At 61.1% G+C, this 19,517-nt stretch carries 11 protein-coding genes; 7 read left to right on the top strand and 4 right to left on the bottom strand.

Translation table 11 applies throughout. The features are described from left to right. Positions 1-20: 20 nt before the first annotated feature. The 4 genes from FME97_RS02755 to FME97_RS02740 all read right to left on the bottom strand — a co-directional run bounded on the left by FME97_RS02755 (position 21) and on the right by FME97_RS02740 (position 3,479). On the bottom strand, positions 21-926 hold the full coding sequence (locus tag FME97_RS02755) for a phosphate acyltransferase (protein WP_141427760.1): 906 nt from the start codon (positions 924-926) through the stop codon (positions 21-23). 37 nt (positions 927-963) lie between these two features. Continuing rightward, positions 964-2,166: an acetate/propionate family kinase gene (locus tag FME97_RS02750; protein ID WP_141427759.1), complete on the bottom strand. Its 1,203-nt coding sequence runs from the start codon at positions 2,164-2,166 to the stop codon at positions 964-966. A 23-nt stretch (positions 2,167-2,189) separates the two neighbouring features. Then, positions 2,190-2,561 (bottom strand): fluoride efflux transporter CrcB, encoded by a 372-nt coding sequence (crcB, locus tag FME97_RS02745; RefSeq protein WP_141427758.1) that lies wholly within the window; start codon positions 2,559-2,561, stop codon positions 2,190-2,192. Positions 2,562-2,801: 240 nt separating this feature from the next. Further along, the gene (locus tag FME97_RS02740) at positions 2,802-3,479 is read right to left on the bottom strand and encodes a response regulator transcription factor (RefSeq protein WP_141427757.1); all 678 of its coding nucleotides are present in this window, start codon (positions 3,477-3,479) and stop codon (positions 2,802-2,804) included. A 164-nt stretch (positions 3,480-3,643) separates the two neighbouring features. Here FME97_RS02740 and FME97_RS02735 point away from each other — a divergent pair, with 164 nt between their 5' ends. The 7 genes from FME97_RS02735 (at position 3,644) to FME97_RS02705 (ending at position 19,493) form a co-directional block, all read left to right on the top strand. Beyond that, a complete protein-coding gene (locus tag FME97_RS02735; RefSeq protein WP_141427756.1) occupies positions 3,644-5,848 on the top strand; it encodes a DUF349 domain-containing protein in 2,205 nt (734 codons plus the stop codon). A 45-nt stretch (positions 5,849-5,893) separates the two neighbouring features. Beyond that, positions 5,894-7,516 (top strand): CTP synthase, encoded by a 1,623-nt coding sequence (locus FME97_RS02730; protein ID WP_141427755.1) that lies wholly within the window; start codon positions 5,894-5,896, stop codon positions 7,514-7,516. A 58-nt stretch (positions 7,517-7,574) separates the two neighbouring features. After that, positions 7,575-9,506 (top strand): membrane protein insertase YidC, encoded by a 1,932-nt coding sequence (gene yidC / locus FME97_RS02725; RefSeq protein WP_141427754.1) that lies wholly within the window; start codon positions 7,575-7,577, stop codon positions 9,504-9,506. Between the two features lie 656 nt (positions 9,507-10,162). Further along, positions 10,163-12,409: a hypothetical protein gene (locus tag FME97_RS02720; RefSeq protein ID WP_141427753.1), complete on the top strand. Its 2,247-nt coding sequence runs from the start codon at positions 10,163-10,165 to the stop codon at positions 12,407-12,409. Positions 12,410-12,469: 60 nt separating this feature from the next. After that, positions 12,470-14,440, top strand: a complete 1,971-nt coding sequence (locus FME97_RS02715) for a hypothetical protein (RefSeq protein ID WP_141427752.1) — start codon at positions 12,470-12,472, stop codon at positions 14,438-14,440. A 189-nt stretch (positions 14,441-14,629) separates the two neighbouring features. After that, complete coding sequence (locus FME97_RS02710; protein ID WP_141427751.1) at positions 14,630-17,812, top strand: SusC/RagA family TonB-linked outer membrane protein; 3,183 nt, start codon at positions 14,630-14,632, stop codon at positions 17,810-17,812. A gap of 34 nt (positions 17,813-17,846) precedes the next feature. Next, a complete protein-coding gene (locus FME97_RS02705) occupies positions 17,847-19,493 on the top strand; it encodes a RagB/SusD family nutrient uptake outer membrane protein (RefSeq protein ID WP_141427750.1) in 1,647 nt (548 codons plus the stop codon). Positions 19,494-19,517: the final 24 nt, after the last annotated feature.

Raw genomic sequence — 19,517 nt, 5'->3', positions numbered from 1 at the left:
TAGCAGGTCGGTTTCGGGTGTTATCTGGCGGCCAGACAGGCCAGGGCGATCGAGTAGAGTTTCGTCTTGCTCGTGTCGCCGCGCGAGGTGAGCACGCAGGGAACCTTCGTGCCCATCACCATGGCCGCGAGTTCGCCGCCGCAGAGGTGCGACACCGACTTGAAGAAGACGTTGGCCGACTCCAGATTGGGGAAGAGCAGGCAGTCCGGATCGCCCGCGACGGACGAACCCCGGACCTTCTTGTGTTCGGCCACCTCCTTGTAGAGCGCCACGTCGAGCGACAGCGGACCGTCCACGACGACGTCGCCCAACTGGCCGCGGTCGGCCATCTTGGCCAGCAGCGCGCCTTCGGTCGAGGAGACGACGTTGGGGAGCAGTTGCTCCGAGGGGGCGATGCAGGCGATTTTCGGCGTCTTGATGCCCAGCAGGTTGGCCGTGCGGGCGAGGTAGCCGATCTGCACGGTCTTCTGCTTGAAGTCGGGCAGCGGAATCACGGCGACGTCCGAAATGACGAGCAGCTTGTGGTAGCAGGGCATCTCGACGATCGAGACGTGGCTCAGCACGCCTTTCGGGGGGAACAGCCCGGCCTCCTTGTTGAGGATGCCGCGCATGTACTTGTCCGTCGAGACCAGCCCCTTCATCAGCACGTCGGCGTTTCCGGCGACCACGGCGGCGACGGCCTGCTGCACGCACTTCACGTCGTTGGGTTCGTCCACGACGTTGAAGGCCTTCAGGTCGAGGCCGTTCTCCTCGCAGACCCGTTCGATCGTGGCCTTGTCGCCGTAGAGCGTCGGCTCCACCAGCCCCTCCTTGTAGGCCTCATAGACGGCCTCCAGCGTATGCGAATCCTGCCCGTAGGCTACGGCAAGACGTTTTTTACCTCTCTTTCTCGCCTCTTCGACGATTTCCGTAAGATGCTCAATCATAGTTTTGTGTCGTTTGATTTGTTGTCGTGTGTGCGTTTTATTTCACCAGATTGTAGGTGTCCGTGGCGATCATCAGCTCTTCGTCGGTGGCGATCATGGCCACCTTCACGCGCGAGTCGGGCGCCGAGAGCAGCTTGTCCACGCCGCGCGCGCCCTTGTTGGCCGCGGGGTCGAACTTCACGCCCATGAACTCCAGTCCCGAGCAGACCGATTCGCGCATCTCCTCGGAGTTCTCGCCCACGCCGCCCGTGAAGACGATCAGATCGACGCCGCCCATCTCGGCGGCGTACTGTCCGACGAACTTCTTGATCCGGCCGTAGTGCATGTCGCGGGCCAGAATCGCGCGCGGGTCGCCCTCGTCGTAGGCGCGGTCGATGTCGCGCATGTCGCTCGAGAGGTCCGTGAGCCCCAGCACGCCCGAACGCTTGTTCATCATGTCGTTCAGCTCGGCGTAGGACATGCCCTCCTTTTCGCCGATGTAGGTGACGGCGCTGGCGTCCACCTGTCCGCAGCGCGTGCCCATCACCAGCCCGTCGAGCGGCGAGAAGCCCATCGACGTATCGAAGGACTTGCCGTCGAGCACGGCCGTCACCGACGCGCCGTTGCCGATGTGGCAGGTGATGATTTTCGAACGGAGGAAGTCCAGCCCGGCCAGTTCGGCGCCCACGCGGGCCACGTAGCGGTGGCTCGTGCCGTGGAAACCGTATTTGCGCACGCGGTACTTGTCGTAGTAGGCGTGGGGCAGGGCGTACATGTAATTGACGGCCGGGATGGTCTGGTGGAACGACGTGTCGAAGACCGTGACCTGCGGCACGCCCGGCAGCACCTTCTCGATCGAGAGCACGCCCTCGAGGTTGGCGGGGTTGTGCAGCGGGGCGATCTCGAACAGCGAGCGGATCTTCTCCTTGACCTCCTCGGTGACCAGGCAGCTTTCGGGGAAAAATTCGCCGCCGTGGGCGACGCGGTGGCCGACGGCCTTCACCTCGTCCAGCGAGCGGATCACGCCGTGCGCAGGATCCGTCAGGGCGTCGAGCACCAGACGGATGCCGGTCGTGTGGTCGGGAATCGGCTGCCGCAGTTCGAACCGCTCCTTGCCGACGGGTTTGTGCACCAGATCGCCCTCGGCCAGTCCGATGCGTTCCACGATTCCCTTTGCGAGCACTTTGCTCGAGGCGGCCTCCATGTCGATGACCTGATATTTGATCGACGACGAGCCGCAGTTCAGTACCAGAATTACCATTTTTCTCTATGCGGTTTTTTGAGTTAATTGCGTGACAGGTGGCCGATCCACATGCCCAGCGCGGCGAACGCGATGCAGACCGCGGCGCTCAGGACGATGTATGCGGCGGCGGGGCCGTAGTCCCCGGCGCGGAGCAGGCGGACGGCGTCGGCCGAAAAGGTCGAAAAGGTGGTGAACCCGCCGCAGAACCCCGTGACGAGCAGCCATCCGGCCGCGGCGGACGAAAGGCTTTCGAGCAGAATGCCGATCAGCAGCGACCCCGCGGCATTGACGGCGAACGTCCCGGCGGGAAAGCCCAGCAGCGTGTGCCCGGCCAGCATCCAGCAGGAGATCGCGTAGCGGGCGGCGCTTCCGGCGGCGCCCCCGATTCCTACGGCGATGAGTTCACGAATCATAAGTTAAATATATGTATATTTCTGCGAATATGCAAATTTAGATAAAAAATGATTACGGATTGTTATGATGCCTGCCGAATTTTTCGGGAATTTTGTCGGAATGGGCGCGGCGTCGGAGAATCGGAGGCCGCGCGGGACCGGCTGCGGGGTGCGGATACGGTTCCGGGCAGGGGCTTCGGGACGGCCCGGGCGGGATATTGCCGGTGCGCTTCCGGGGACGGTTTCCCGGGTGCGGCGGGATTACGGCTCGTATTTGTAACCCATGCCCTTGACCGTGACGATGCGCCGCTCGCCGATCTTCTGGCGGAGCTTGCGGATATGCACGTCGATCGTACGGTCGCCCACGACCACCTCCGAGCCCCAGATCCGGGCGTAGATCTCCTCGCGCGAAACGAGCCTTCCCGGGGCGGCGCAGAGCAGCTCCAGCAGGGCGAACTCCTTGCGCGGCAGGGTGATTTCGCGGCCGTCGCAGAGCACCGTGTGGCGTTCGCGGTCCACCGTGATTCCTGTCTGCGCGCCGTCCGGCGCGGCGGGGGTGTCGTCGGCGTCGATGCGTTTGAGAATGGCCTGTACGCGGCTTACGAGCAGTTTCATCTTGATCGGTTTGGTGAGGTAGTCGTCGGCTCCGACGCCGAAGCCGGCGAGCTGCTGCTCCTCTTCGCCCAGTGCCGAGAGGAAGACGATCATCGTGTCGCGCAGCCGGGGGTCGCGGCGGATGGCGCGGCAGGTCTCCACGCCGTCCATCACGGGCATCATCATATCCAGCAGAATCAGGTGCGGACGGCAGGCGGCGGCCCGTTGCAGCGCTTCGGCGCCGTTCTGGGCCGTATAGACCTCGTACCCTTCGCGGACGAGGTTGTAACGGACGAATTCGAGGATGTCCACCTCGTCGTCCACCAGCAGGATGCGATGGCTCATGTGTCGGTTTTCCGATGGGGGCGTCCTTCGGACGGAGGCCCGGATTATCTTTCCGCGAAGATAGCAAATTTCCCGCTAAAACCTTCGGCGTCCCGGGAAAAATAAGTATATTTGCGGGATTTATGTACTCCCGCTTCGCGGCGGGCAAGAAAACGCGTACTGAAATGGCTACTGAAAAACCGAACCTTCCTGCTTCCGAGGAGCAAATCAGCCCTGCGGCTGAAGATGTGATCGCTGCCTGCGAGGCGACCGACGGCGTCGCCGATCCCGAAATGCCCGCTGCGGCGGAACCCCCTGTCGCGGAGGCCGCCGGCGCAGAATCCGGGACGGATGCCGCCGGGGAGACCGCTGCCGGAGATTCCGTGACGGAGACTGCCGCCGAAGAGGTCGCCGGAGAGGTTCCCGCCGGGGAGGCCGTGCGGCAGGAGGATGCGCCGCGTCCGCGCCGCGCCCGTATCAAGGCGGCGGCGGAGCCCGTGGAAGCCCCGCAGGAGGAGGATGCGCCCGAGGAGGTGCAGGTGGACTTTTCGGACGAGGACGCCGCGCTGGCGGCCCGGAGCGCCGGGCTCGAACTGGACGAGGCCACGGCCGAGGAGGAGGCCGCCGAACGGCTGGCGGCGGAGGCTCCCGCGGCCGAGGACCGTTTCGCCGGAAAGAGCAAGGAGGAGCTGGTGGCCCTGTTCGGGAAGATGCTCGGGGAGCAGCCCGTGCAGGCGTTGCGGCGCGACGTGGAGGCGCTGAAGATCGCCTTCTACCGGCTGCGCCGCGCCGAGGTGGAGGCTGCGCGCCGCCGCTTCATTGAGGAGGGGGGCGCCGAAGAGGAGTTCTCGCCCGCCGTGGACGGCGCCGAGGTGCAGCTCAAGGAGCTGTTCAGGGAGTACCGCCGCCGCCGCGACGAGTTCATCGCCGGACTGGAGGCCGAGAAGGAGAAGAACCTCGCGACGAAACTCGGGATCATCGAGGAGCTCAAGGAACTGGTCGATTCGGACGAGACGCTGAACCATACCTTCACGAAATTCCGCGAGTTGCAGCAGCGCTGGAAGGAGACGGGCATCGTGCCCCAGCAGCATGTCAAGGACCTGTGGGAGACCTACAACCTGCATGTCGAGAATTTCTACAACTTCATCAAGATCAACAAGGAGCTGCGCGACCTGGACCTGAAGAAGAACTACGAGCAGAAACTCGCCCTCTGCGAGCAGGCCGAGGCGCTGGTGCTGGAGCCGTCGGTGGTGGAGGCGTTCCACAAGTTGCAGAAGCTCCACGACGAATGGCGCGAGACGGGTCCCGTGGCCAACGAATACAAGGAGGCGCTGTGGGAGCGGTTCAAGGCCGCTTCGAGCCGCATCAACAAGCAGCATCAGGAGCATTTCGAGGCGCTGAAGGCCGAGCAGGTCAGGAACCTCGAGCTGAAGACCGGGCTGTGCGAAGCCACGGAGGAGCTGGCCGCGCAGCCTTTCACCGCGCGCAAGGAGTGGAACCGGGCGAGCGACCGGCTGCTCGAGATACAGAAGACATGGAAGACGATCGGGTTCGCCCCGAAAAAGGATAACAACCGCATTTACGAACGGTTCCGTGCGGCGTGCGACCGCTTCTTCGAGGCCAAGCGGCAGTTCTATGCCGGGGTGAAGGCCGAGATGGAGCACAACCTGCAGCTCAAGACCGAGCTGTGCGAGGCTGCCGAGTCGCTGATGCAGAGCGAGGAGTGGAAGAAGGCCACCGACGAGCTGATCGCCTTGCAGGCCCGCTGGAAACAGATCGGCGCCGTGTCGCGTCGGCATTCCGATGCCGTGTGGAAACGGTTCCGCGCGGCATGCGACCGCTTCTTCGAGCGCAAGAGCGCGCATTTCGCCGGCGTGGACGGCGAGCACGAGGAGAACCTGCGCCGCAAGCTGGCGCTGCTCGACGAGATGGCCGCGGCGGACGTCAGGGCCGGCGGCTACGAGGTGATCCGGGATTTCCAGCGCCGCTGGGGCGAGATCGGATTCGTGCCCATCCGCCAGAAGGAGGCGGTGCAGAAGCGCTACAAGGCGGCCGTCGATGAGCTGTTCGCGACGCTGCGCGGCTCGGAGCGCGACCGTTCGATGACCCGTTTCCGCGAGAAGGTCTCCTCGCTGAAGGCCTCGGGGGACCGCCGCCTGCGCTCGGAGCGCGAGCGCCTTTACAACAAGGTGCGGCAGATCGAGCAGGAGATCGCCCTGCTGGAGAACAACGTGGGCTTCTTCGCCAAGTCGAAGAACGCCGAAGCGCTGATCGCCGAGGTGCGGGCGAAGATCGACCGGGCCCGCGAGGAGCTGGCCGCCACGATCGAGAAGGTGAAACTGATCGACCGGCAGGCGGAGAGCGACGCCGGCGGGCAGGAGAAGGCCTGACGGCATCAGGAAAAGACAGATACTAAAATATTTTAAGAGTACAGCATGAAACTCTCCAAACCCAAGTACATATTCGTGACGGGCGGCGTGGCGTCGTCGCTCGGCAAGGGTATCATTTCGGCTTCGATCGCACGGCTGTTGCAGGCGCGCGGCTATTCGGTGACCATCCAGAAGCTCGACCCCTACATCAACGTCGATCCGGGAACGCTGAATCCCTACGAGCACGGCGAGTGCTACGTGACGGAGGACGGCGCCGAGACGGACCTCGACCTGGGCCACTACGAGCGCTTTACGAACCACCCCACGTCGAAAGCCAACAACGTCACGACGGGCAAGATCTACAAGAGCGTCATCGAGAAGGAGCGCAAGGGCGAGTACCTGGGCAAGACCGTGCAGGTCATTCCGCACATCACCGACGAGATCAAGCGGCGCATTCAACTGCTGGGGCAGACCAAGAAATACGACGTGATTATCACCGAGATCGGAGGTACGGTGGGCGACATCGAGTCGCTGCCCTTCATCGAGTCGGTGCGCCAGTTGCGCTATTCGCTCGGGTACAGGAACACGGCGCTGGTGCACCTGACGCTCATCCCCTACATGGCCGCGTCGGGCGAACTGAAGACCAAGCCCACGCAGCACTCCGTGAAGGCGCTGCTGGAAAACGGATTGCAGCCCGATATTCTGGTGCTGCGCACGGAGCATCCGCTGACGCTGGGCATCAAGCGCAAGGTGGCGCTGTTCTGCAACGTGGACGCCAACGCCGTGATGGAGTCGATCGACGTGCCGACGATCTACGAAGTGCCGATGAAGATGCACGAGCAGCATCTGGACGAAGTGGTGCTCGCCAAGCTGGACCTGCCGGCCGACAAGGAGCCGGACATGGCCGCCTGGACGGCGCTGGTCGAGAAGATCAAGCATCCGGCGAAGACGATCGAGATCGCGCTGGTGGGCAAATACACCGAGCTGCCCGACGCCTACAAGTCGATCTGCGAATCGTTCGTGCACGCCGGGGCGGTGAACGACTGCAAGGTGAAGCTGCGCTACGTGAACTCGGAGAAGATCGACGCGTCGAACGTGGCCGCGCAGTTGGGCCGGATGGCCGGGATCCTGGTGGCTCCCGGATTCGGAAACCGCGGCATCGAGGGCAAGATCGAGGCCGTGCGTTTCGCACGCGAGAACGGCATCCCGTTCCTCGGCATCTGTCTCGGCATGCAGTGCGCCGTGATCGAGTTCGCCCGCAACGTGTTGGGAATCGCCGACGCCAATTCGAGCGAAATGGAACAGACGCCCCATCCGGTGATCGACCTGATGGAGGAGCAGAAGGGTATCACGGCCAAGGGCGGCACGATGCGTCTGGGGGCCTATCCCTGTACGCTCCGCAAGGGGTCGAAGGTGGCCGCGGCCTATGGCCGGCTCAACATTTCGGAGCGCCACCGCCACCGTTACGAGTTCAACAACGACTACCTCGCGCAGTTCGAGGCGGCCGGGATGAAGGCCGTGGGTGTCAATCCCGACACGAATCTGGTGGAGGTCGTCGAGATCGAGAACCACCCGTGGTTCGTGGGTACGCAGTACCACCCCGAGTACAAGAGCACCGTGCTGAGTCCCTCGCCGCTGTTCGTGGCCTTCGTGAAGGCCGCGCTCGCCTGTGCGGAGGAGCGGAAATAGCGGCCCGGAGACCGGAAAACAAAAAGCAGGACAACGAAGAGCGATTTTATTTGGTTAGATGGATAAAAAATCAATTATCGGAATTGCCGTAGTGGCGGTGCTCTTTCTGGGCTTCGCCTATATGAATACAAAGGAACAGGAGAAATACCAGCAGGAGATGGCCCGGTGGCAGGCCTATCAGGATTCGCTGGCCGCGGCCGCGGCCGTGACGGCGCCCGCCGCCGGAGAGGCGGTTGCCGCGGCGGATTCGGTGGCGGCCGCCGCCGTGCGCGAACGTCAGGTGGAGGCGCTGGGCGCGACGCTCGCTGCGGCCCGTGAGGCCGAAGCGGAGGAGTTCACGGTGGAGAACGACGTGATGGCGGTGCGTTTCTCGACGCGCGGCGGCCAGGTGACGGGCGTGACGCTGAAGGATTACAAGCGCTATGCCCCCCGCGGCGAGGAGGGCCGTCCGGTCGAGATGATGGACCCCGCCACGGCGCGTTTCGGCATGACCTTCTACGTGAAGAACGGCCTGCGCAACGTCGATGTCAATACGCTCGACTACGTTTTCGAGGCCGAGCCGGTCGCCGAAGGCCCGGAGGGCGAACAGGTGGTCGTCATGCGCCTCCCGGTGTCGGGGGATGCGAGCCTCGAGTACCGCTATACGATCTACGACACGGCGTCGCCCGAGCGCGACTATCTGGTGGGGTTCGACGTCCGGCTGGTGAACATGGCCCGCGAGATGGCCAACCAGACCCAGATACAGATCGACTGGTCGAACACCTCCTACCAGAACGAGAAGGGCTTCAAGAACGAGAACATGTATACCACGGTGGCCTACCGTTTTCCGGGCGAGAAGTCGGTCGAGGAGCTGGGCATGAGCGAGGAGGAGAAGTCGAAGGAGGTGACCTCGTCGCTCAACTGGGTGGCCTTCAAGCAGCAGTTCTTCTCGTCGGTGTTCATCGCCCCGGAGAACGTCTCGTATGCCGATCTGGGCTTCTCGACGGCGCATCCCGGTTCGGGCTACGTGAAGGATTTCACGGCGCGGATGACCGTGCCCTACACGCCGCAGACCGAAGGGTATGATTTCGCCTTCTACTTCGGCCCCAACAAGTACTCGATCCTCAAGAAGGTGAGCCTTTCGGAGGGGGACGACCTGCACATGGAGCGTCTGATTCCGCTCGGCTGGGGCATCTTCGGCTGGGTGAACCGCTGGTGCGTGATTCCGGTCTTCGACTTCCTGCGTAACTACATTCCGAGCTTCGGCATCGTCATCCTGATCCTGGCCGTGCTGATCCGGCTGGTGATCTCGCCGCTGACCTACAAGAGTTACGTTTCGATGGCCAAGATGCGGCTGATCAAGCCGCAGGTCGATGAGCTGGCGAAGAAGTACCCCAAGCAGGAGGATGCCATGAAGCGCCAGCAGGCGACGATGGAGCTCTACAAAAAGGCCGGGATCAACCCGATGGGCGGCTGCATTCCGCTGCTGATCCAGATGCCGATTCTGATCGCCGTGTTCCGGTTCTTCCCGGCGTCGATCGAGCTGCGCGACCAGTCGTTCCTCTGGGCCGACGACCTGTCGTCGTACGACAGCGTGCTGAACCTGCCCTTCTCGATTCCGTTCTACGGCGACCACGTGAGCCTGTTCGCGCTGCTGATGGCCCTGTCGATGTTCGTCTATTCGTATTACAACTACCAGCAGACGGCTTCGGCGCAGCCCCAGATGGCCGGCATGAAATTCATGATGGTCTATATGATGCCCGTCATGCTGCTCCTGTGGTTCAACAGCTACGCCAGCGGTCTGTGCTACTACTACCTGCTGTCGAACCTGCTCACCATCGGCCAGACGCTCGTGATCCGGCGCATGGTGGACGATTCGAAGATCCAGGCCTTCATGCAGGCCAACGCCGCGCGGAAATCGAAAGGCCGGAAGTCGAAGTTCCAGCAGCGCTACGAAGAGCTGATGCGCCAGCAGGAAGCCATGCAGCGCGCGAAGAATTCGAAGAAATAGGATTTGCGGAACCTTCCCGTTCCGCATAGGGATAACGCCCCCGTCGCAACGATTGCGACGGGGGCGTTTCGTTTCGGACCGGGGTGTTTCGGACCGGGGTGTTTCGGGCCGGAGTGAGGTCGGGCCGGAGTGTTTCGGAAGGGGGACGGTCCGTTCCGGGCGGGACATGTCGGGGGGGGCAAGGGTTCGGGAGCCGGTTCGTTTGGGAAATGGCCGGGAGGCCCCGTTCCCGAAGCACGATCCGTTCGTGCGGCCGTCTTTCCGGAATCCCTCCCGCCCTGGAGATCCGGGAAATACGGGAAAAAATTTGCACGCGAGAGTAAATCCTACCGCCTGAATTTCACCGACGAACAGTATCTTTTTTCATCTTCCTGATTAAAAAATCGCCGAAAATGAATCAAAATAGAAACTTTTTGTTACTTTTGTTATTGAGAGAATCCTCTTTCCTTGTCAAATCGCGAGGGGGGGGGATTTTTCCTTGGCGCCGTTCTCGTGCCGAGCTGAAAAAATCCCGAAAACTCGAATAAGTAATTTTTTCCGGAATCCGCTCAGGGTTCCGAATGTAAAATGGTAAAACCCATTCAAAGATGGCGTCGAGTTCGGTGCATTCCATTCGCAAAACCAAGCCGGGAAGCCGGTTCATTAAATCTCATCCTATGAAAAAACTGTACCCATTCTTTCTGATCATGCTTTGCATGGCAGGAGCCGTCGCGCTGAGTTCATGCTCGGACGACGACTCGTCCTCATCCGGCGACCCCGATATGCCGGAAAGCGGGAATGCACTGATCTGCAACGGTGTCGTGCGGGAAATCAAATCCGCCGTCTATACGGTCGAGACTCCCGGAAACGGCGAAAAGGCAGATGTTCCGGAAGCCGCCCCTGTCTATACGATCTATCTCTCGCCGACGGCAGGGCTCGTGGATGCGGACGGCATGCTGATCGCCGACGATGCCGTGAAGATCACCGTCAAACAGCCTTCCGGAGCCGTCGATCTTACGGCTGCCGGCAACGGAATCGTCTATGGGGAGATCGACGTGAACTCCTCGAACGTCGGGGAAGCCTCGAAAGCGGCTCTCTCGGTCGAGTTCCTCTCGGCCCGCGTCGCCCGCATTTCCGCCGAAATCGAAACCGGCGGCAAAACGCTGACGGTCGCCTATTACGGACCGTGCAAGAATTCCGACGCTTCGGAGGAGGGAGACGACGCAGACAAGGTGGTGCTGGATAAAGTTCCGCTGTCGTGGTACCTCGGCCCGGTCAAGGGCGTGGAGTCGCACAACTATTATATGGCCTTTACGGATGCCGAATATACCGTGGCCAAAGGGCGGGTGACGCTCAAAGAGGCGGGTTACCTTTTCGTGGCCGACCTCTATGCAGTTCCGGGCGAAGATGCCTACACGCTTCCCGAGGGCGAATATATGGCCAGCCAGCTCAACGAGGACCACACGTTCACGTCCCAATATACCGGCGTTCAGTATATCGACGCCGAGGGCAATAAGACCCAGTTGTCGCTGGTTCCGGGAGAGCCGTTGAAAGTCACCCGCGAAGGCGACGTCTGGAGCGTTTCGCTCCGTTTCGTCGATACGGACGGTTCCGAAAAGAGCATCGTCTATGAGGGACAGCTCCAGATCGTCGATCAGCCGGAGGACGGCGGCTTCTACCTGCCGCAGATCGGACGCGACGTGGAAGTGGTCGGATTCAGCGCCACCGCGACCTATTACGGCAACATGCTCGAAGCAGGTACCGGCATGATGCAGATCAACATTTACGACGAAACCTACGACACGGAGAAGGGGCAGGGCGGTCTCGCCGCTGCGCTCGTCGTATTCAACGACCTGTTCGGCAATCCGAAGGAAGCCGTGATCAAGCCCCACGAATATCTGGCCAACACCTCGTTCCAATGGGGGTCGTGGATGCCCGCCGTGGAGATTCCGATGGAAGCGATGGTATTCCCGCTCGGCACTTATGTCCAACTGGACGACGGAACCTCTTTCGGACAATTCTCCTACGGAAAGGAGGGGACCATAAAGATCGAGGCCGTCGGCGAGAGCAAAGGCGAAAACGGCGAAGGCGAAAGCCAGCCGGTGTACAAGATCGAATTCAACCTCACCTCGAAGGACGGCTTTACGCTCAAGGGCTCGTACACCGGAGTCATTCCGATCACCGACGCATCCGACGACAAGCCCGACGACGACGGCACCTCGACGCTCGAGCGCGACTACGACATGGATCTGTCGAAGATCAAAAAGGCGCATTACTATACCTCCGACCAAATCTATATCCAGGGCATCGGCTACAAGCCGGTCAGCACCTACAACTGCGGCCTGCAATTCATCAATATCGGTATCGAATCGGTAGGCGATCGTCTTGAGGACTTCGTGGATCGTGAGCCGGGCGGCGACATCGTCCGTCTGGAACTCGCCACCGAGCCGGGCAAGGAGAACGAGATCACTCCGGGAACCTACGAGGTGACCGAACAGCGCTGGCCGGAATTCATCAAGCCCGGAGTCATGATGCGCGGCATCATGCTGAACGGCGCCCTGAGCGGCAGCCGGTGGATGCATCAGTCCTACTCGATGTGGGGAGACGACGACAAGATCTTCGAATACATGGACGCACACGCCCTGCTCTACGGCGGACAGGTTACGATCACCAAGGTCGAGGGCGAAGGCAAGGAGAACTGGTATCGGTTCGAGGTTGACGGCATCTGCGTGCGCAAGCATCATGTGCGCGGAACGTGGGAAGGCCCTGTCGTAAGCCAAACGGCGGGCGGTGCTGCGGCCGGGAAGGATCATCTCGAACCGCCCAGGCTGCTCCGCCGCCTGCCGGCTCCGAAGGTCTCGATGAGCCGTCTGGCCGAAAAACTGCCGGACGTCATGTTCCGAAAGGCCGGAATGACCGAATGACAAAGTGAAACCGGATAGCGCGGGGTTTTCCCGAACCCCGCGCTATTAAAAACAATCGCTATGAAAAACTCGACCCATTACAGACTGCGCGCGCTGGCGTGCGCGATGCTCGCATCGGCAACCATGCTGGGCGCATGCGATGACGACGATCCCGACGACGATCCCGGAAAGAAGCCGCCCGTAAAACTGACCGACCAACTCCAGTACGACGGAGGCGACCTCGTCGGCATCAAGTCGGCGATCTATGTCGTTGAAGAAGACGGCAGCCACACCTTTTACCTCTCGCCGACCGAGGGGCTTATCAATGCCGAACAGATGGAACAGGCCGACGATTATCTGCGCGTGAAGGTGGACAATCCCGAGGGCAGCGTGAACACGGCCGCCGATCCGTTCGAAATTGAATACAAGGATATTTCGGTGAAAAAGACGACGATGAACGACGTCGCGAGCGTGGAGCTTTCCGTCGATCTGGTGACGGAGACCCGGCTCAATCTTTACACCTGCGTCGAATTGAAGAGCGGCAAGACGCTGCTCGCCCGCTACCAGAATACCTGTACGGAGGAGCGTGACGTCGAACTGACGAACCAATACGAGATCGACAATCGGATCGCCGCCGTCGGAAGCGTCGTCGAGTGGCGCAATGTCCGCGAAGGCAACCGCCGCTTCTGCCTCTACGAGCAAAAGGGCCTGACCGCTCCCGATGAGGGGGCTGCGGGCGTGGAGATTCTGCTCGCCGAGGAGCTGTTCGGAACGGCGGAAATCGACCTCGCGACGGCCGATCCCGCGAAGGTGCGGATTCGCTGCGGCGAATTCACGACGGGCGCCGGGACGACCGGAACGCTGACGGCGAAGTACCTGACGGACAAATTCGGCACGATCGAAGGGCTCGTCGTCGCGCTCGACGCTTCGAAAGACGGGAAACGCCTGCGTGCCGCCTACGAAGGCACGTTCGCCGGAGGCTATGCGGCCACCAATACGATCAAGGTGACGGAGCCGGCATCCGGCGGCGAGGCTGCGGCCGCAGCCGAGGCCCCGATCGCCGCGCTCTTCTCGCAGGAGCCGCAGGTCGGCAGCTACGTATTCGCTTTGGGCGATGCCGAAACGGCCGCAGCCCCGGCCGATCTCGCCAAAGGTCATTGGGCTGCGTATGTGCGGGTGCTGGCTGCCAAGTTCGACGGCGTGATCGACGTCGCGGCGCAGACCTCCGATTACTGGTTCCGGCTCTACGACCACAAGACCTATCAGACCTACTACGGCGAGGATGCCGGACTGACCGGTACGATCGAGACCCGTCCCAATCCCGCCGGCGGCAAGGAGATCTATCTGCGGGTAAGCCTGACGCTGAAAAACGGCATCGGGGTCGAAGCCGAATACTACGGCGTGCCGACGGCTGCGACGGCCGACGCGATGGATGAAGACAAGCTGAAGCCCGTCAAACCGTTCGAGCCGAGCATTCAGATCCGTACCAAGGATAACAAAGAACCCGAAGGATGGACCGACAAGACCCTGGACCGGATGGAGGTTCGGCTGGAAAAAGGCTATCGCTGGAACGGAGGCGAAGAATACGGCGGCGCGACGTTCGATGCCTATTACTTCTACTTCTGTACGGGGGCGGAAGGTTCGTCCGTCGAGGACAAGTGGGCCAATCCGCAACTGATCCTGCCTGCTGCGATAGTCGATGCCGGCAAGGAGTGCGACCTGACCGATTTCGACAATACGAAATCCCACTGGAATTTCTATTACGATACCTCCATGGACTACCTGGCCCGCGGCTCCATCGGTTACGGGGACACCTATACGCAATGGGGCATGACTACGAAATTGTGTCCCGATATGGCCAAGGTTACCGCCATACGCAACGCGGACAAGACCTGGCAGGTTTCGCTCGTCATATTGGATTACGGCGCGTTCGATTCCTGGAGCGACGATAAGTCCGGAACCGAAAACACCCTGACCATCGAATTCCGGGGCAAGGCTGCCAAGTATTCGGGCTCGAAGACGAACGACCTTGCAGACGATTTCTACGAATAGTCTGCGGTCCGGCCGGTTCGGTGACCGGACTGGCGGATGACATTTCCCCCCCCCTCCGGACTCCCGGAAGGGGAGGGGGATATGTTTCGGCTCCGCGCCGGGACACGAAGACAACGAATTTTCTACAATCAATTTTTTTACCAGCGTTAAAATGGCGCATTTATGACCAAAAAAATCTTTCTATCATGGATGGCTGTTCTCGGCCTGCTCCTGTCCGCCCATGCGCAGGAACGGGAGATTACGGGTTCGGTCAAAGATCATGCGGGGGCCGGCATCGTCGGCGCCACCATTGTGGTCGAAGGCACTACGAGGGGTACGACCTCCGGTGCGGACGGCGTTTTTTCGATCGAGGCCGCACCGGACAATGTGCTGGTCGTGTCGTTCATGGGTTATCAGTCCCACACGATCAGGGTGGGGTCGCAAACCCGGATCGACATCGTCCTGAAAGAGGACACGCAGGCCATCGACGACGTGATCGTCGTGGCGTTCGGTACCGCGAAGAAGGAGGCCTTCACCGGTTCGGCCGCCGTCATCAAGTCGGACGACATCACCAAGTCGCAGCAGTCCAACGTGGCGCAGACATTGGCCGGAAAGGTCGCCGGCGTGCAGATCGCCAACACCTCGGGACAGCCGGGAGAGAGCCCGACGATCCGCATCCGCGGCTTCAGTTCGCTCAACGCCGGCAACGACCCGCTGTGGATCGTGGACGGCATGCCCTATTCGGGCGACCTGAACAACCTCAACCCGAGCGACATCGAGTCGATGACCGTGCTGAAGGACGCCGCCTCGAACGCCCTGTACGGCGCCCGCGGCGCCAACGGCGTGGTGATGATCACCACCAAAAAAGCCAAGTCGCAGGAGGCCCACGTGACGATCGACGCCAAGTGGGGCGTCAATTCGCGCGCCGTCCAGGACTATGCGTACATCACCAACCCGGCGCAATTCTACGAACTGCATTACAGCGCGCTGAAAAACTACTACATGGATTCGGACATGGGTGCCGGCGAGGCGCATCTGCGCGCCAATGAGACCCTTACGTCGTCCGCGAGCGGCGGAGGGCTGGGCTATATGGTCTATACGGTTCCCTCCGGGCAGGAGTTCATCGGCATCAACGGCAAGGTCAATCCCGCTGCGACTCTCGGCCGCCGTCTCGTCTATGAGGGCAAGGAGTACTACGTCCGTCCCGACGACTGGACCGATGCGGCTTTCCGCTCGTCCCTGCGTCAGGAGTACAACGCTTCGATCTCCGGCCAGACCGGGAACGCCTCGATCTACGGATCGTTCGGCTACCTGAACAACGAAGGTATCGCCTACAATTCGGACATGGACCGTTATACGACCCGTCTGCGCGTGGACTACCAGGCCAAGAAGTGGCTCAAGTTCGGCGCCAACGCCAACTACACGCATTTCCGCTACAACCAGATCGACGACAGCGGCGCCGGCAACTCGTCGGGCAACGTCTTCGCCTACACGACGGCCGTCGGTCCGATCTATCCGCTCTACATCCGCGACGGCGAGGGCCGCATCAGGTACAACGAAGACGGCATCAAGCTCTACGACTACGGCAACGGCGACAACGCCGGCATGGAGCGTTCGCTCTTCCCCAACAGCAACGCCCTCTCGGATTCGCGTCTCAACAAGCAGGAGGCCGAAGGCAACGCCTTCAACGGCACGGCCTACTTCGACGTTACGTTCCTCAAGGACTTCAAGTTCACGTTCAACGCCGGCGTTTCGCTCGACGAAACCCGCTCCACGAGCGTTCTGAATCCCTGGTTCGGACAGTTCGCCAGCGAAAAGGGATCGGTTTCGAAAGGCCATCAGCGGAATTTCGACCTCAACTTGCAGCAGATTCTCAACTACACCAAGCAAATCGGCCCGCACAACATCAACGTGATGCTGGGCCACGAGTCCTACCAGAACCGCATTTACTTGTTGTCGGCTTCCAAGAGCAACATGCTGACGCAGGACAACGACGAGCTGGCCGGGGCGATCATCGACAAGCAGGCGGCCAATTCCTACCGCACCGAGTACAACAACGAGGGCTATTTCGCCCGCGTCATGTACGACTACGAGAACAAGTACTTCTTCTCGGCCTCCTACCGCCGCGACGCCTCGTCGCGTTTCCATCCCGACCACCGCTGGGGCAACTTCTGGTCGCTGGGCGGCGCGTGGATCATTTCGAAGGAAAATTTCATGGAGAGCACCTACGAATGGCTCGACAACCTCAAGCTGAAGGCCTCGATCGGCTCGCAGGGCAACGACAACATCGGTAATTTCCGCTACACGAACACCTACACGATCGAAAACGCCAACGGAAAGGTATCGACCGTCTTCAACGCCAAGGGCTCCGAGAACATCACCTGGGAGACCAACTCCAACTTCAACGCCGGCGTGGAATTCAGCTTCCTGCGCGGTACGGTTTCCGGAGGCGTCGAGTATTTCCTCCGCAAGACGACCGACATGCTGCTGTCGTTCCCGGTCGCTCCGTCGCTGGGCTATTCGTCCTACTACGCCAACGTGGGCGACATGCGCAACAGCGGTATCGAGATCGAGCTGAACTTTACGCCGATCCGGCGGGAGCATGTCCAGTGGGACATCAACCTCAACATGACGCACCTGCGCAACAAGATCACCATGCTGCCGCCCGAACGGCGGACCAAGCAGGTCGATGGCTACTCCGGTTATGTGAGCGGCTCCACTTTCTTCGGAGAAGGGCTGCCGATGTACACTTTCTACATGAGGAAATATGCCGGTGTTTCGGACGAGGGCCTTTCGATGTGGTATATGGACGAGACCGACGACAAGGGCAACCCCACGGGCAAGCGCGTCACGACGACCGAATATGCCAAGGCGTCGGACTATCTCTGCGGCGACCCTATTCCCGACCTCTACGGCGGTTTCGGCACGAGCGTCAATTTCCGGGGCTTCGACCTGAGCGTGGCCTTCACCTACCAGATCGGCGGTCTGGCCTACGACTCGGGCTATGCGGCGGCCATGTACTCGCCGGCCAACAAGACGACGGGCATGAACTGGCACAAGGACATCCTCAAGGCATGGTCGGCGGACAATGCGTCGTCGGACATCCCGCGTTTGCAGTATGAAGACAAGGATCAGAACAACATGTCGGATCGTTTCCTCATGGATGCCTCTTATCTGAACCTGCAGAACATCAACTTCGGCTACACGCTGCCGGCGAAATTCACCAAGAAGGTCGGAATCGAGAAGGTGCGCGTCTATCTCGCCTGCGAGAATGTCTGGTACTGGTCCAAGCGTCAGGGATTCGATCCCCGCTACTCCTATTCGGGATCGACGAGCCAGGCCACCTATTCGCCCGTAAGGACGATTTCGGGCGGCATCAACATCCAATTCTAATCGGCCTCAATCACTTTACGACAAACGATATACTATGAAAAAAGCGACAAACATAACGCTCGCGACGCTGGCGGCGGCTTTGCTGGCAAGCAGCTGCATCAAAGAAGCCGACCCCTATGAAATAGCCACCGAGGATCAGGTGACCCTCGAAACGCTGATCGAGGGTATTCCGGCCTCGCTCGTACAGGCCGGTTCCGCGGGTTACGCACAGGATGGCCAAGCCTGGGACTTCGCCCTGCCGGCCATCCATATCGCCACGGAATCCATGACGGGCGACATCGCCATCGGCGGCAATATCGGCTACGACTGGTTCGCACAGTGGGGAACCAACGAAGCGCTCGGGGCCGACTATGCCGTGGGCGCGCTCACGTGGAACAACTACTATGCGTGGATCATGGCGGCCAACAACGTCATCAAGCAGATCGACGCCTCGGACTTCTCCTCGCTCGACGCCACGCAGAAGTCCTATCTGGGCTTCGCCTACGCCTATCGGGCCATGTTCTACCTCGATCTGGTGCGTCTGTACGAGTTCAAGGAGAACAACTACACCGAAGCGCCCGAGGTTCTCGGGCTGGGCGTGCCCGTCGTACTGCCCGAGACCACCGAGGCCGAGGCCAAGAACAACCCCCGCGCCAAGGTCGATGACATCTACGACAAGGTGATCTTCCCCGACCTGGACAAGGCCGAAGAGCTGTTGAGCGGCTTTACGGCCCCCGACAAGTACACGATCAGCCTGGCGCTGGTTTACGGACTGAAGGCCCGGGCCTGGCTCGAGCGGGGCACGGCGAAGGAGGACAATGCCGCTTATGCGCAGGCGGCCGAGTACGCCCGGCAGGCCATCACCGCCAGCGGCTGCACGCCCCTGACGCAGGAGCAGTGGGAGGACCCCACGAACGGCTTCAACAGCGCTACGTCGAACAATGCCTGGATCTGGGGCCTCGCCCTGCCGAGCGAGAGCGTCGCCAACCTCTTCTGCTTCACGGCGCACATGAGCACCGAGAACGCGTGGAGCGCCTACGGAAACGACGCCTGCCGCTGCATCAACAGCAACCTCTACAACAGTATCGACCTGCGCGACTTCCGCCGTCATTCGTGGCTCGATCCCGACCGCAAAGACCCGGAGAAGGAGTCCTACGACTACAAAAGCTGCCGCAAAGAGGGCAAGGAATACTTCAATGAACTGCCCGATTACGCGAACATCAAGTTCCGTCCGGCGCAGGGCGCCTATGAGGATTTCAAGGTCGGCGGAGCCGCAGACCATCCCTACATGCGCGTCGAGGAGATGTACTTCATCGAGGCCGAGGCCAGGGCGCATGAAAATCTTGGCGAAGGCATCCGTCTGCTCAACGAGTTCATGAACGGCCACCGTATCGTGGGCGGAGGTTACGACTGTACGAACATGTCGTCGTCGGTCGAAAGTTTCACCAACGAGCTGATGCTCCAGAAGCGCATCGAGTTCTGGGGCGAAGGCATCGTCATGTTCGACATGAAGCGGCTCGACATGTCCACCCGACGGGGCTATGTGGGAACCAACTCTCCCAATTCGTACCGGCTGAACACGGAAGGGCGCGCGCCCTACTGGAACTTCGTGATCACGCGCGGCGAGACGCAGAACAATCCCGTCATTGCCACGCAGAACAATCCCGATCCTTCGCAGACGGTCAAGCCGTGGAACGGCTGATGACCATCTGCGACCGAGCTGTCA

The organism is Alistipes dispar (assembly GCF_006542685.1).
In the GTDB taxonomy this organism is placed as follows: domain Bacteria; phylum Bacteroidota; class Bacteroidia; order Bacteroidales; family Rikenellaceae; genus Alistipes; species Alistipes dispar.
Note: the sequence above shows the minus strand (reverse complement) of the source record. Positions and strands in the feature narration are given on the sequence as shown.

Bases quoted from the DNA above. Each gene is read 5' to 3' on its own strand.
- crcB (WP_141427758.1), bottom strand. From the start codon at position 2,561: ATGATTCGTGAACTCATCGCCGTAGGAATCGGGGGCGCCGCCGGAAGC.
- FME97_RS02715 (WP_141427752.1), top strand. From the start codon at position 12,470: ATGAAAAACTCGACCCATTACAGACTGCGCGCGCTGGCGTGCGCGATG.
- FME97_RS02720 (WP_141427753.1), top strand. From the start codon at position 10,163: ATGAAAAAACTGTACCCATTCTTTCTGATCATGCTTTGCATGGCAGGA.
- FME97_RS02740 (WP_141427757.1), bottom strand. From the start codon at position 3,479: ATGAGCCATCGCATCCTGCTGGTGGACGACGAGGTGGACATCCTCGAA.
- FME97_RS02705 (WP_141427750.1), top strand. From the start codon at position 17,847: ATGAAAAAAGCGACAAACATAACGCTCGCGACGCTGGCGGCGGCTTTG.
- FME97_RS02755 (WP_141427760.1), bottom strand. From the start codon at position 926: ATGATTGAGCATCTTACGGAAATCGTCGAAGAGGCGAGAAAGAGAGGT.
- FME97_RS02735 (WP_141427756.1), top strand. From the start codon at position 3,644: ATGGCTACTGAAAAACCGAACCTTCCTGCTTCCGAGGAGCAAATCAGC.
- yidC (WP_141427754.1), top strand. From the start codon at position 7,575: ATGGATAAAAAATCAATTATCGGAATTGCCGTAGTGGCGGTGCTCTTT.
- FME97_RS02730 (WP_141427755.1), top strand. From the start codon at position 5,894: ATGAAACTCTCCAAACCCAAGTACATATTCGTGACGGGCGGCGTGGCG.
- FME97_RS02710 (WP_141427751.1), top strand. From the start codon at position 14,630: ATGGCTGTTCTCGGCCTGCTCCTGTCCGCCCATGCGCAGGAACGGGAG.
- FME97_RS02750 (WP_141427759.1), bottom strand. From the start codon at position 2,166: ATGGTAATTCTGGTACTGAACTGCGGCTCGTCGTCGATCAAATATCAG.